Annotated in this window: 14 protein-coding genes; 7 read left to right on the top strand and 7 right to left on the bottom strand. The window is 61.3% G+C overall.

Annotated features, from left to right (window positions below; translation table 11 throughout):
- The first annotated feature begins 3 nt into the window (after positions 1-3).
- Both clpS and JIN84_RS04785 read left to right on the top strand, forming a co-directional pair.
- The gene (gene clpS / locus JIN84_RS04790; RefSeq protein ID WP_200349867.1) at positions 4-285 is read left to right on the top strand and encodes an ATP-dependent Clp protease adapter ClpS; all 282 of its coding nucleotides are present in this window, start codon (positions 4-6) and stop codon (positions 283-285) included.
- Positions 282-755 (top strand): DUF2017 family protein, encoded by a 474-nt coding sequence (locus tag JIN84_RS04785; protein WP_200349866.1) that lies wholly within the window; start codon positions 282-284, stop codon positions 753-755. The genes clpS and JIN84_RS04785 overlap by 4 nt, the downstream gene beginning before the upstream one ends.
- 9 nt (positions 756-764) lie before the next feature.
- Here the strand turns inward: JIN84_RS04785 and JIN84_RS04780 are convergent, their stop codons facing one another.
- Positions 765-1,415 (bottom strand): C40 family peptidase, encoded by a 651-nt coding sequence (locus JIN84_RS04780; protein WP_200349865.1) that lies wholly within the window; start codon positions 1,413-1,415, stop codon positions 765-767.
- Positions 1,416-1,482: 67 nt separating this feature from the next.
- Here JIN84_RS04780 and JIN84_RS04775 point away from each other — a divergent pair, with 67 nt between their 5' ends.
- The 5 genes from JIN84_RS04775 (at position 1,483) to JIN84_RS04755 (ending at position 5,756) form a co-directional block, all read left to right on the top strand.
- Positions 1,483-2,388, top strand: coding sequence for a mitochondrial fission ELM1 family protein (locus JIN84_RS04775; RefSeq protein WP_200349864.1), 906 nt, complete (start codon positions 1,483-1,485; stop codon positions 2,386-2,388).
- A gap of 78 nt (positions 2,389-2,466) precedes the next feature.
- On the top strand, positions 2,467-3,210 hold the full coding sequence (locus tag JIN84_RS04770) for a hypothetical protein (RefSeq protein ID WP_200349863.1): 744 nt from the start codon (positions 2,467-2,469) through the stop codon (positions 3,208-3,210).
- Between the two features lie 20 nt (positions 3,211-3,230).
- On the top strand, positions 3,231-3,986 hold the full coding sequence (locus tag JIN84_RS04765) for a hypothetical protein (protein WP_200349862.1): 756 nt from the start codon (positions 3,231-3,233) through the stop codon (positions 3,984-3,986).
- 31 nt (positions 3,987-4,017) lie between these two features.
- Positions 4,018-4,929 (top strand): FkbM family methyltransferase, encoded by a 912-nt coding sequence (locus JIN84_RS04760; RefSeq protein ID WP_200349861.1) that lies wholly within the window; start codon positions 4,018-4,020, stop codon positions 4,927-4,929.
- Positions 4,926-5,756 carry a glycosyltransferase family 2 protein gene (locus tag JIN84_RS04755; protein WP_200349860.1) on the top strand — a complete coding sequence of 277 codons (831 nt, stop codon included), beginning with the start codon at positions 4,926-4,928 and terminating at the stop codon, positions 5,754-5,756. Before JIN84_RS04760 ends, JIN84_RS04755 begins: the two co-directional genes overlap by 4 nt.
- Here JIN84_RS04755 and JIN84_RS04750 read toward each other — a convergent pair.
- From JIN84_RS04750 to JIN84_RS04725, 6 genes are read right to left on the bottom strand one after another with little or no spacing between them, the layout of a single operon-like run.
- Entirely contained in the window at positions 5,748-6,779 is a 1,032-nt protein-coding gene (locus JIN84_RS04750; RefSeq protein WP_200349859.1) for an ELM1/GtrOC1 family putative glycosyltransferase, read from the bottom strand. The genes JIN84_RS04755 and JIN84_RS04750 overlap by 9 nt on opposite strands.
- 5 nt (positions 6,780-6,784) lie before the next feature.
- Positions 6,785-7,597, bottom strand: coding sequence for a glycosyl transferase (locus JIN84_RS04745; protein ID WP_200349858.1), 813 nt, complete (start codon positions 7,595-7,597; stop codon positions 6,785-6,787).
- Positions 7,598-7,601: 4 nt separating this feature from the next.
- Complete coding sequence (locus JIN84_RS04740) at positions 7,602-8,873, bottom strand: nucleotide sugar dehydrogenase (protein ID WP_200349857.1); 1,272 nt, start codon at positions 8,871-8,873, stop codon at positions 7,602-7,604.
- 51 nt (positions 8,874-8,924) lie between these two features.
- Entirely contained in the window at positions 8,925-10,028 is a 1,104-nt protein-coding gene (locus JIN84_RS04735) for a glycosyltransferase family 4 protein (RefSeq protein ID WP_200349856.1), read from the bottom strand.
- Positions 10,025-11,335, bottom strand: coding sequence for a lysophospholipid acyltransferase family protein (locus JIN84_RS04730; protein ID WP_200349855.1), 1,311 nt, complete (start codon positions 11,333-11,335; stop codon positions 10,025-10,027). The genes JIN84_RS04735 and JIN84_RS04730 overlap by 4 nt, the downstream gene beginning before the upstream one ends.
- 54 nt (positions 11,336-11,389) lie before the next feature.
- A complete protein-coding gene (locus JIN84_RS04725; RefSeq protein WP_200349854.1) occupies positions 11,390-12,223 on the bottom strand; it encodes a GH25 family lysozyme in 834 nt (277 codons plus the stop codon).
- Positions 12,224-12,268 lie beyond the last annotated feature (45 nt).

Below are 12,268 nucleotides of genomic sequence, written 5' to 3'. Positions count from 1 at the left end.
AGAATGGCTGACACCGACACCCTCGTACGAACGGAAGAGTCCGTCTCTCCGGCCCTTCCCTGGAACGTCGTCGTCCATGACGATCCCGTGAATCTCATGCTGTACGTCACCTACGTGCTCATGAAGATTTTCGGATACGAGGAGAAGAAAGCCAAGATCCTCATGATGCAGGTGCACAACCTGGGCCGCTCCGTCGTGTGGACCGGAGAGAGGGAAAAGGCGGAGTTATATGTGCAGCAGCTCCAGATCCATCAATTGAAAACCAGTTTGGAAAAAGCCGGATGAAAGTTCTCCCCACGCTCGAGGGCGGCCTCCGCATCGATACCAATGACGCCAGCGACTGGGATCTGCTGCGATGCGTCATTCATGATGCGAACGGACGTGATGTCGATCTCGCCACCCGACTGGGCGATCTCATTTCTCCGGAAGCGGGAGGCGAGGACTGGGAGGAATATGTGGTTCCGGATCTCAGGGAGGAATTCCAGGACGAGCTGTCCCAGATCCACGCGCTGATCGAGTCCGCCGCCTTCAAGGCCGGCGGCGGCGCGGGTTCGCTCTGGATACACCCCGAGGATGCCTTCACCTGGTATGGCTCTTTCAACCAGGCCCGGCTCGCGATCGAGGATTCCTATCATTTCACCGGGATGGTGGAGCAGGATCTCATGAAGCTGACACCCGAACAGCAGGCCGCCTACATCCGCTCGGATTTTTATGGCCACATACAGATCCTGTTGTTGAAACACGCCCTCCACTGACGCACCGGACTACTTGATTCCCGGCGGCGTTCCATAGCCCATGAAGACGGCCTTGCTTCCCTCGCGCGGGAGTTGGAAATCATAAACCCCATAGCCGTTCGCCTTGGTTCCACGATATGAACGGCCATCCGTGGCATTGATCATCACCGCGCGGTTGTCGGACTTTTCGCGACCCAGATACATCGCCACGTGGGTGATGGCGGCTTTCCGGCCATCCGTGGGAGAATAGGTCCCACCCCAGAACAACAGGTCTCCGGGCAGGAGCTTCTTGAAATCCGGGTGATCGAGGCTTTTGACCGTGGGTTTTATCTCCACCAGCCTTTGATGCTCCTTGATCCATAGAAACTGGTCCGCGGAACTCCGCGGTGGTTCGAGATCCGCCTTACGCATCACATAGTACATCGCGCCCGAGCAATCGAATCCTCCCGCCTTGGGATCGGCGCCACCGAACTGATAAGGCAGCCACGGCGAATCCTTCGCCACATCGATGGCCTGTTGGATCAGGTTTTTCCTATCCTCGGGAAGCGTATCGAACTCGATCAGTTTTTCCGTCCCGATGAGGGCGGGCCTCGCATGGCTTTGCTTTTCTCCCGTTCTTTCGGGAGGTTCTCCCAGGATGGGGATCGCCGTGGCCAGCATGATCGAAAGCAGGGTTTTCATCCTACAAGATACCCCCGAACACATCACGTTGCAATAAATGATCCGCCCGTGCCATAGTCGCGGGGCCTTGAAGGAATCCCTCACCATCTGGATGCTCGGCGATGGCAAACCGGGCCATGAGAACCAATCGCTTGGACTGATCGATGCGATCGGGAGAATCGTGCCCTGCTCGGTGCACCGCATTTCCCTGGCAGGATCGCGCGGCTTGTTCACGCGGGTGGGAACGGCGGTTGCAACCAGCGCCGGATTTCCAAAACCCGATCTCATCGTTTCCGCAGGGCACTCCACCCACCTCTCCCTGTTGTGGCTCGCCCGCAAGCATGACGCATCCAGCATCGTCCTCATGCGGCCCAGCCTGCCAATGGGTTGGTTCGATCTCTGCATCATTCCCGAACATGATCTTCCGGACGGTTCGAGCCGGAGCAATGTCATCCTCACCCGTGGCGCGCTCAATCGTGTGGCCCTCCCCGAGAAGACGGCACGCGGCGGGAAGATGCTTCTCATCGGAGGACCGTCCGCCAGCCACGGGTGGGACGGGGAACAACTGGTCTCGGCGCTCGCGGAGATATCAACGCACGGGACCTGGCAGCTCACGGACTCCCGCCGCACTCCCGAGGGGTTCCTCAAGGAGGTCCGCGAACGACTGCCTGCCATCGAAATTTTCCCCCATACGGAAACATCGCCCGACTGGCTTCCGCAAAAGCTCGCCGCAGCGGACGAAGTGTGGGTGACGGAGGACTCTGTCTCCATGATCTACGAAGCCCTCTCGTCAGGCGGCCGGGTCGGCCTGCTGCCGATGCCGGTGACGAGGCCGGACTCGAGGGTGCTCAAAGGTATTGGAATGCTTGTGGCCGGAAAATTCCTAACCACTTTCGCCGGATGGCGGACCAGCCGACAGCTCGACTCCCCGCCCTCGGTCCTGCGCGAGGCGGATCGCTGTGCGAGGCGGGTGGTGTCATACTTGTCTTCATAAGCCGCTGCTCCGGACTCCGAATTCCAATTTTTAGGCTGTTCGATCCAGAACCCGCATTCCAGAATCCCACCCCGTCCGATGACCCGCTATATCATAACACTCAAATGGGGAGATCGCTATGGATCAGAGTATGTGAACCGGCTCGCGTCCTCGGTCCGCCGTCATACGAAAATGCCGGTGTCCATCGTGTGCTTCACCGATGACGGGGAGGGAATCGACCCGTCGGTGGAGATCCTTCCCATCCCGGAAATCGATCTCCCCCCGGCCGAGATGGTGAATGGCTGGCGGAAACTCTGTTTGTTCCGGCCGGATCTCCCGATCGAAGGGATCGGCTTGTTTGTCGATCTCGACGTGGTGATCACCGGGCCGCTGGATGATTTTTTCACCTTCGGAGACGATGGGGACGTCCCCATCATCCACAACTGGCTGCCCGCCCATAAAACCTGGTTCCGGCCGGACCCGCTGATCGGCAACTCGTCGGTCTTCCGTTTTCATCTCAATCATTGCTCCTTCGTCTGGGAGCAGTTTCACCGGGAAAAGGAATGGGCGCTGGCCACCTTCCGCCCGCCGCAATCCTATCTCACCCATTGCATCCGCCCGCGCATGAAGTTCTGGCCCGCCGAGTGGGCCCGCAGTTTCAAGCGCCACTGCCGGCCGATGTTTCCGTTCAACCTGGTCCTGGAACCCAAACTGCCCGGGGACGCGCGGATCATCGTATTCCACGGCAAACCGGACCCGGATGAAGCGGCTGTCGGCTATAAGGGAAAACGACTGAACCACCGCTCGAAACCCGCCCGCTGGATATCCCAGCACTGGCGCTGAACCGACCCCACACCCATCGCATGTCCCAATCCGATCCTGAACCGCTGCACCTCGTCTGTTTCCGCTGGGGAACCCGCTACGGTGCGGACTACGTCAACCGCCTGCACGCGATGGTGACACGCCACCTCAAGTCACCCTTTGTTTTCCACTGCGTCACCGATGAGGCGTCCGGTCTTTCCCCGGGCATTGTCCCGCACCCGCTGCCGGCCGATCATTTCAATGGCAACTGGAACAAGCTGATGATGTTCCAGGAAAACTTCCTCGACCTCAAAGGCCGGAACGCGGTGCTGCTGGACCTCGATCTGGTGATCCTGGACGACCTGTCCTTTCTCCACTCCGAACCGGACAAGGATTTCATGATCGCCCGGAACTGGGCACCCGGCGTGCGGGGGAATTCGTCCGTCTACCGCCTGCGCATCGGCAGCCATACCCAGGTCTGGCACGACTTCATCGCCGACTCGTCCGGCAACATCGAGTCCTTCCACGGTAAAAACCGCAGCTTCGGAGACCAGCAGTGGATGAACCATGCCATCGCGGATTACGCTTACTTTCCGGCAGGCAAGATCGTATCGTTCAAACGGCACTGCGGTGCCAAGAGTCTGGAAATCAAGCTGCCTTTGTTCGGCACCGTGAGCACGGCCCGCTTCGGCAGCGCCAAGCCTCCGCAGGGAACCGCGATCGTGTTGTTCCATGGCGACCCGCTGCCACCGGATGTCCGCGACAAGCCGTCCGGCCGCTGGAAACACGCGCCTTTCGTGGCCGAGCACTGGCGCTGATCATCTCTCCCACCCCCCTACACTGATGAAAATGCCCCTTCGCCGACCATGGCGCCTGCTACGGTCCAATATCATCGTCTGGTGCCGTTACGGCACCACGAAACCCACCGCCATCCGCCTGCCGGGTTGCGATTACCTGGTGGAAATCAATCCCAACGACCGCCGTGCGCAAAAGATGCTGATCCGCGATGGCGCGCGAGGCAAAGTGTCGAAAGCCACCAAGATCTGGCGGGCGCTGGCCGCCCACCTCCAGCCGACGCTCGTGATCGACGTGGGGCTGAACTACGGCGAATGCATGCTGGGCACCACCTACGGCCCGGACTGCCGCATGATAGGATTCGAGGCCAATCCGGGGATTTTCACCTTGCTCGAGCGCTCGATCCGCCACCATCCGAACCACAGCCAGATCACCCTCCACAACGTGCTGGTGTCCGGGGTGTCCGGCGGCAGCCAGCCATTTTTCGTCGATCCCGACTGGAGCGGCACGGCCACCGCGGTACGGGGGCTTCACAATAGTCCGGGTGTGCTCGTTCACGAATTGGCCGTCAGTTCGCTCGACGACCGCATCCCTGTGGAAGCGAGCGACTCCGCACGTTGTCTGTTCAAGATCGACATCGAAGGCTACGAAAGCAAGGCGATGGCGGGATTCATCCGAACGCTGGACGCCTGCCGGGTGGCGGTCGGCCTCATCGAGTTCGATTCGCATTTCCTTTCGGTGGCTGGAACCGATCCGGCGGTCTTCCTGAGCGAGTTACAAGAGGTATTCGATGTCTACCATGCCACCGACCTCCAAGGCCGCGAGCTTCAGGAGGTGCGGCGTTTGGAAGACGTTCCGAGTCCGACCAAGTCCGACCGCCGCCACACCGACCTGATTCTGGTCAAACGCAACACGTGTGAAACCGGACTGTTTCCACCTCAGTTCACCATTGCCCGAGCATCATGAATCCACCCACCTCCGCGCCGCAATTCGGCATTGTGATTCCAACCTACAATCGGCCGGAGCTGATGCTGAAGGCGACCAGCGCCGTGCTGGCGCAAACCCACACGAACTGGACGCTGGTCATCGTGAACGACGCTTCCGCGACCAGCTATGTTGACGCGGTGACCCGGCTTGAGGACCCGCGCATCGTCTATCTGGAACGTGAGCAAAACGGCGGATGCAACGCGGCCCGCAATACCGGCATCGACGAACTGATGCGCCGCGGGGTGGACTACCTGCTCTCCTCAGGTGATGACGAGGAGCTGGATCCCAGATGTCTGGAGGTGGCCGCCCAAAAGATCCGGGAACATCCGGAATACGATTGGTTCATGTCGAACACCTATGGGGACGAAAAGCCGTCCTCCCGCCGCATCAAGGAGGAGGGGCCGTATGATTGGTTCGACGACTACCTCTACGGCAAGACCCTGCGCGGCGACAAAACCCACGTGATCCGGGCCACGACGCTCGGCACCATCCGCTACGACGGCCGCTACCGCAGCTCGAACATGTGGCCGTTGTTCATCCCGCTCGCGGCGAAGGCACGTCTGTGGGCCTATCCATTTCCTTCGAAGAAGATCAGTTATCTGGCGGACGGCATCACCAAGAACTCATCCCGCTATCCGAAGACGATGTTGGAGGTCTACTCCCGCGTCGCCAAGCACGCCTTCGCGATCACCCACCGGCCCCTCAAGCTGCAGGCCTATAAATACCTGCTTGTGGAGCTGCTGAAGACTCCCAAACGGATCTGGATCCTCCGGCGGATGAAGAGCCGTCCGGCATCCTCAAAATAGCCCCAGCCGTCGGATCAGGATTTTCGCCAGTTCCGTTTGGATCGGTTCCACCCGGGGGATGAAAACGTGGCCGGCCACGTTGAGGGCGGCGAAACGGGAGAGTTCCGCCCTGACCGTGCGTCCTTCCTTTTCCAGCCGTGCGAAGTAACCGGGAAGAAAGCTCGTCCCGGCGAATGTCGTCAGTGAGGGTCGGAGCGAGACCACGGGCTTTCCGGTTGCAACGGCTTCGCTGACCATGGTCACGCTGTCCTGTGTCGTGCAGATGCCTTCCGCCGTGCCGAGGATGGCGGCCAGGTTCTTCTCCGGCTTTTCCGCCCACCAGATGGCCTTGGCGATGGCGGAGGGCTCGATGGCCTCCCGCAACAGTGCCTCCGTTTCACTCCCGGTGCGCGGCGAGGTGGTGATCAGCCAGCGGATGCCGTCGCGGCGGCTCCAGGTGTTGATGCCCTCGGCAAGAGCCAGCCAATCCCCGGCGGTGTAGCGGTGGCTGGATGAGGCGCCCCCGACCAGCATCGCCCACACCGGCCCCGCGGGACGTTCGTCCCACTCCCTGGCAGCAAGGGCGACGGAATCACGGGTGATTTTCGTGGGGATCAGCTCGATGGCGACATCCACCGGCGATGTTTCCTCCTGCGAGGGTGTGAAAACCGTATGAAACCACGATGCCGGATAGGGTTTGCGTTCGCCAAGGAAAACGAAGGGAGCACCGTATCGGGCGGCGAGCGTCCGCGCCACGAACACGCTCTTGCCGCCACTGGAGATGATCAGGTCCGGTGCGGGTTCCGCGGAGGGGATCGGTTCCAGTCCGAGCGCCCCGTGGACCATGGCGGCGGACAAGGGTTTTCCGCTTTTTCCCATGCGGAACAGGCGGATCAGGTGTCGTGTGAAGCCATGGATGCGCGGGCGGCATTCGAACTGCCGGATCTCCACCGGAACCAGTCTGGCAAGCCCTTCCGCCAACCCGACGGACTGGCTCACGTGCCCGGGGCTGCCTTCGCTGATGATCCAGACAACGCGCTTCATGGCATTCACTCCCGCCAGTGCTCGGCCACCCAGGCGGAAGGCAGGACGAACCGTGAGAAGTGCCTGCGCCAGTTTTTTTCGGTTTTGCGCGCGTTCCAAACCCACCGCAGTTGTTCAAGCGGGCGGCGTGGCTGCGAGTTTCCCGACCAACGGCCGGCGATCGCATCGGGCGGCTTGGGCCTGCCGGGGAAGGTGACGATTTTCACACCGGCGGGCAGGACAGGCGGCCGCAGGTAACGCAGCGGCCAGATGCCCATGGAGTGGAGGCCGAAATGTTTGGTCCACTCCGGTGGCCAGAACCTGATGCCACCGTGGATGCCCGCGGTGACGTAGTTTTGCTCGAACTGGTATTTCCGCGAGAGGTTGGCCGGATCCGCCTGGAGGTTCTCCAGCATGTACGGATGCCGTCCCACCTGGAAACGGAACACGGATGTCTGCCCGGCCTTGCTGAAGGGCCGCACCCAGTTGCGGGCGGTGATGACGTCCTCGGGATTTCCATGGCTGAAATAGCCGTCGATGTTCGAGACGATCACCGAGTCCAGGTCGATGAAAAGCGCGAGTCCTTCCAGCCCGTCCAGATCCTTGCTCCACAGGGCGACCTTGGGCCATTTTCCGGGCACGTCCGGCGGGATTTCACAGCCGAGCGGAGGCAGCGGGCGGCACAAGACCTCCTCACGGACACCGGTGGGATCATCGGTGAAACAAACGACCTTGAAAGGGCCGGTGATGTTCCGTGCCACCATGGCATGAAGGATGTTCACATACTCGGGGCCGTAAACGGTTCCCCACTTCATGCACAGGATCAGCTTGGTGGACATCCGGTCAGGCTTTGAAATATTTGGCCGGCTTGCATGTCACCGCGTTGCGGGTGTCCACGAGCGGGATGGGGAATGCGGAAAAATCGAAGGTCTTGTATTCGTCGTGGCCGGTGGCGAGGACGATGAGGTCGTGGTCAGGCGTGATGGCCGCCTCGGATTTCCGGCCCGCGTAGGCCGCGTGCTCCCGGGTCAGCGGGATGACGGGGACATGCGGATCATGATAGGCGACGGTCGCTCCAAGTGCTTCGAATTTTTCGATGAGCTTGTAGGTGGGCGATTCGCGATCGTCATCGACGTTCGCCTTGTAGGCGAGGCCGAGAATGAGGATCCGCGAGTTCTTCACGGACTTGCCCTCGCCATTGAGCGCCTCGAAGGCGACCTTGACGACATGATCGGGCATGGCGGTGTTGATCTCGCCCGCCAGTTCGATGAAGCGGGTGTGCTGGCCGAATTCGCGGGCTTTCCAAGTCAGGTAGAAAGGGTCGATCGGGATGCAGTGCCCGCCGAGGCCCGGGCCGGGATAGAATGGCATGAAGCCGAAGGGCTTGGTTTTCGCAGCCTCGATGACTTCCCAGATGTCGATGTCCATGGCCCCGTAAACGAGCTTGAGTTCATTCACCAAGGCGATGTTCACCGAGCGGAAAATGTTCTCCAACAGCTTCGTCGCCTCCGCCACCCGGCACGAGCTGACGGGCACCAGCTGGTGGATCGCCAGGCCATAAAGCGCGAGAGCCCGGTCCAAACAAGCCGGTGTCAGGCCACCCACGACCTTGGGAATGTGGGCGACCTTGCTATCGGGATTGCCGGGATCCTCGCGCTCGGGAGAAAACGCGAGATGGAAATCCGTGCCGGCGGTGAGCCCGGAGCCGGACTCCAGAACCTCGCGAAGCTCGCCATCCGTCGTGCCGGGGTAGGTGGTGGACTCCAGGACGACCAGCGTGCCTTTTTTCAGGAAGGGAGCGATGGCCCTGCCCGTGTCCAACACATAGCTGAGGTCGGGTTCGCGGAAATGGTTGAGAGGCGTGGGAACACAGAGGATCACGGCATCCACTCCGGCGACCCGGGAAAAATCCGTGGACGCCTCCAGCTTCCCGGCGGCGGTCTGCGCGGCGATCTCGCCGGCGGCAACGTGCTTGATGTAGCTCTGTCCTGCGTTGATCGCGTCGATTTTCCGGGAGTCGATGTCCAGCCCGAGAACCGTGGCACCCGAGCGGGCGAATTGAAGGGTGAGCGGGAGGCCGACGTAGCCCAGACCGACGATGGCGATGTGATTCATGAAGCTTCCCAAGGGATGCCACGGGGAGCCGGGCGATGGATAGGAAAAAAATCAGCGCCCGAGCTCGCAATAGACGTCCAGTGTGGACCGGCACATCGCCTCCAGTGTGAAGGGTTCGCCGACGGCCGCGGGAGCAGGCCGGGCGGCGATGACCCGGCGGGTGACCTCCAACAGCGATGCGGTGTCTCCCAAGGCCACCCGGCCGGGGGGAAACAATTCTCCCAAAAGTTCCCCCACCCCGCCGCAATCATAGCCAACGACCCTCTTGCCGAGCGCCAGCGCCTCCAGCACGGTGCGCCCGAAGGACTCGGGCTGCTGGGAAAGCGCGAAGACGATGTCGCTCACCGTCATCACCTCGCGGATGTCGCCGCGGTGGCCGAGAAACGTCAGTTCGGACCCGATGCCGAGGCGCTCCACGGTGGCCCGCAGTTCATCCATATACGCGTGCTTTTTCGCGTGGGTGTCGCCGGCGACGAGGCCATGGACGGGAACTCCGGCTTCTTTCAATGCGGCGACCAGCCTGAAGAAGTCATCGTGTCCCTTGAGACGCGTGATCCGGCCGGGCAGCAGCAGCACGCATTTCCCGGCCAGACCGGGGTGCGCGGCACGCCATTCCGCCAGCCAGCCGGCGGGGGCGCTGTATTCGGGAAAATATTTTTCCGGTTCGATGCCCCGCGGGATCACCCGGATTTTCCCAGCATCGGTTTTCGGATAGTTTTCCAGGATGTACTCCCGGATGCAGCGGGATACGGCGATCACCCGTTCCCCCTTCGCCATAATGGAGGAATAGGGGTTCACTGAGTAGAATCCATGCACGGTGCTGACCAGACGCGGCCGCGTGGCCGGGTCCATGCTCCGCCAGGCAAGCCAGGTCACCCAGCCGGGCACGCGTGACCGGATGTGGATGACGTCCGGGGCCTCGCGGGTGAGGAGACTCCGCAGGTGTCCCACCTGTAACAAGGTCGCGAGGCTCTTGCGGTGGATCGGCATCGCGACATGCCGCGCGCCGGAACGTTCCAATTCCTCCACGAGGCGGCCGCCATTGGAGACGACGACGGCCTCGTGACCTTCCCGGACGAGATAGGACGCGATTTCCAAGGTCCCTCGCTCCACACCGCCGGAATTCAGCTCGGGTAAGATCTGGATGACTTTCATGATGGATGGGGCAGAGAGACAAGCGGGATTGATTCCCGATCGCTGGCTTTCTTCAGGGTTTCGGACGCGGCGGCGGTCAGGATGTAGTCAACGGGCAGGGCATGGCTTTCATCAATCGCGACGAGGGATTTCCCCAGCTTCCTGCGATCATTCGTGACCGGCGCCGTGTGGATGATTTCCTCTCCGGTGGACCATGACGGCCGGGCCTGCCCCGGAGCCAGCACGATTTCATAAATGACATCCGGGTGGGTCCACTCTTTGGGAAGCCGCCAGTCCGCGGGCGCACCGGAAAGCCAAAGCAGCGCGCGGTGCGGCTTGCCCTCTCCGCACGGATCGGGACCCAGCCACTCACGGATGGTGCGCCTGCGGTTGATATAGACCTTCCACCGCTCCTGCAGCCAGAACACGTCGACCGGACTGGCCTTCATCGCGATTTCCAGCGATCTCATGCAGTCCGCCGTCTTGAGCGGGCGGTCCACCGGGTGATAGATGACGCGCCATCTTCCGGGCGGATCGGTAATGAGGGACATGGTGAGCACCGCGCTCTTGCTGCGGCGGGCCATGAGGCTCGGCAACGGACTGGCCCGTGTGAGTCTGCCGAAAAACCGCACGGGCTCCCCCTGCATGCCGACACGCTGGTCCGCCAGGATCCCGATCAGGCTGCCCTCACGAAGAAATCCGGTGACGTTGTGAAGGCTGTCGTTTTTCGAGAACAACCGCGTCCCGTCGACTTCCCGCTGGGCGACCACCCGCTCGTTCAGCAGCGGATTGTTCAACGGCCGGTAGAACGCGCCCGATGCATGTCCGGGGGGAAACATCCGGTTCATCCGGGTGAGGATCTCCCAATTGCCCATGTGCGACGGCATGAACACGAGGCCCCGGCTGTCGGAAAGCGCCTTTTCCAGAAGCTCCGGATTCTCAACGCTGAGAATTTTCCCGACCTGGTCCACGGGGAGGCTTGCGGTATGAAGCGCGGACAGGAGGTTCGCTGCCGTGCGGCGGAACGAATCACGTGCCAGGCGCCGCAACGCCGGGAGATCCCGCTCACCGTAAAACGCGATGCGCAGGTTCCGCATGACGATCTGTCTCCGCTCCCTCATGAAATACCAGGCGAGACCGCCCAAGACCTCGCCCAAGCGGAACGCCCACCGCCCGGGAAGAATACCCGCCAGCTTTTCAAACCCGGTCTGGCCGAGCCATTCCAGCCGCCATTTCCAGATTTTCGGGTGATTTTTCAGGGATTCGTCGGACACCTCGAGTTTCGTAGAGTTTCCGTCACCGCCACGCAAGGCTGATGCGGCGGACAAGGGACGGGCTAATCCGCGCTTCGCGGAAGGCTTGGAAATCCCGCCCGGCGACTGTCAGCGCACGACCCATGAGTGATCCGCCCAGAATTCCTTCAGGTCACCGATGTCGCCATTGAAGGCATTATGCTCCAACGGGCGGTCCATCGAACCGAAATACTCGGGAGATTTCCACGGCCCGTGGTGATAGTGCTTGGAAACGGAACGTCTGGACCACTCGACACCCGCATATTGCCAGATCGCCCAGTCGTCCCACACGTCATAGGCTTTCATGAGGTGTTCCGGGGTTTCGAATCCACCGTCATGCGAGTAGAGCGCGATCCAGTAAGGACAGTCGCTGATGCGCCGCTTCTGTGCGGGCGTGGCGTTGCGGAGCGACGACCGCAGCCGGTCGCTGTTTTCCAGATAGATGACAGGTGTCACCCCCGTCAGCTTCTCGACCCGGTCAATGAACTTCACCAGATCCGCCGGGCTCGACTTGGTATCGAAGTCCCCCACCAACAGAATTTTCCTTCCCGGCGCGATCTGCCTCAGGCGGCTGATGTATTGGTCCGCCTGCCAGACCGGGTCCACTCCCTTGAGGACGAAATAATAGGATCCAAGCATCATGCCCTCCCGCTCGGCAGAATGAAGGAAATCCGCGCACTTCTCATCCAGCGCCCTGCCTTTTCCGCAGCGCGCGATGAGGCCGTGAGAGCCGTTCCGCTTCAGAGCGGAGACATCGGTCGAAGAGAACGAATCACCGGAACGTTGTTTCTCCTTCGGGTCATAAGAGGAAACGTTGACGATCTTGGGAGCATCCGGCAACCCGACGCTGCCGTAGCCCCCGCCGCCGCAACTGATCACTACAAAGGGAAGCACGAGGGGCAGACACAGGAAGATCTTTCTCATCCGCCGAATGAACCGCAGTCCGGTTTTCTTTGCAAGCGACCACTC

The organism is Luteolibacter yonseiensis, assembly GCF_016595465.1.
GTDB classification, from domain to species: domain Bacteria; phylum Verrucomicrobiota; class Verrucomicrobiia; order Verrucomicrobiales; family Akkermansiaceae; genus Luteolibacter; species Luteolibacter yonseiensis.
The sequence above is the reverse complement of the archived record's forward strand: the minus strand, read 5'-3'. Positions and strand labels throughout refer to the sequence as shown.

Excerpts from the sequence above, each read along its gene's own strand:
- clpS (WP_200349867.1), top strand. The coding sequence starts at position 4 with ATGGCTGACACCGACACCCTCGTACGAACGGAAGAGTCCGTCTCTCCG.
- JIN84_RS04785 (WP_200349866.1), top strand. The coding sequence starts at position 282 with ATGAAAGTTCTCCCCACGCTCGAGGGCGGCCTCCGCATCGATACCAAT.
- JIN84_RS04780 (WP_200349865.1), bottom strand. The coding sequence starts at position 1,415 with ATGAAAACCCTGCTTTCGATCATGCTGGCCACGGCGATCCCCATCCTG.
- JIN84_RS04770 (WP_200349863.1), top strand. The coding sequence starts at position 2,467 with ATGACCCGCTATATCATAACACTCAAATGGGGAGATCGCTATGGATCA.
- JIN84_RS04765 (WP_200349862.1), top strand. The coding sequence starts at position 3,231 with ATGTCCCAATCCGATCCTGAACCGCTGCACCTCGTCTGTTTCCGCTGG.
- JIN84_RS04760 (WP_200349861.1), top strand. The coding sequence starts at position 4,018 with ATGCCCCTTCGCCGACCATGGCGCCTGCTACGGTCCAATATCATCGTC.
- JIN84_RS04755 (WP_200349860.1), top strand. The coding sequence starts at position 4,926 with ATGAATCCACCCACCTCCGCGCCGCAATTCGGCATTGTGATTCCAACC.
- JIN84_RS04750 (WP_200349859.1), bottom strand. The coding sequence starts at position 6,779 with ATGAAGCGCGTTGTCTGGATCATCAGCGAAGGCAGCCCCGGGCACGTG.
- JIN84_RS04745 (WP_200349858.1), bottom strand. The coding sequence starts at position 7,597 with ATGTCCACCAAGCTGATCCTGTGCATGAAGTGGGGAACCGTTTACGGC.
- JIN84_RS04740 (WP_200349857.1), bottom strand. The coding sequence starts at position 8,873 with ATGAATCACATCGCCATCGTCGGTCTGGGCTACGTCGGCCTCCCGCTC.
- JIN84_RS04735 (WP_200349856.1), bottom strand. The coding sequence starts at position 10,028 with ATGAAAGTCATCCAGATCTTACCCGAGCTGAATTCCGGCGGTGTGGAG.
- JIN84_RS04725 (WP_200349854.1), bottom strand. The coding sequence starts at position 12,223 with ATGAGAAAGATCTTCCTGTGTCTGCCCCTCGTGCTTCCCTTTGTAGTG.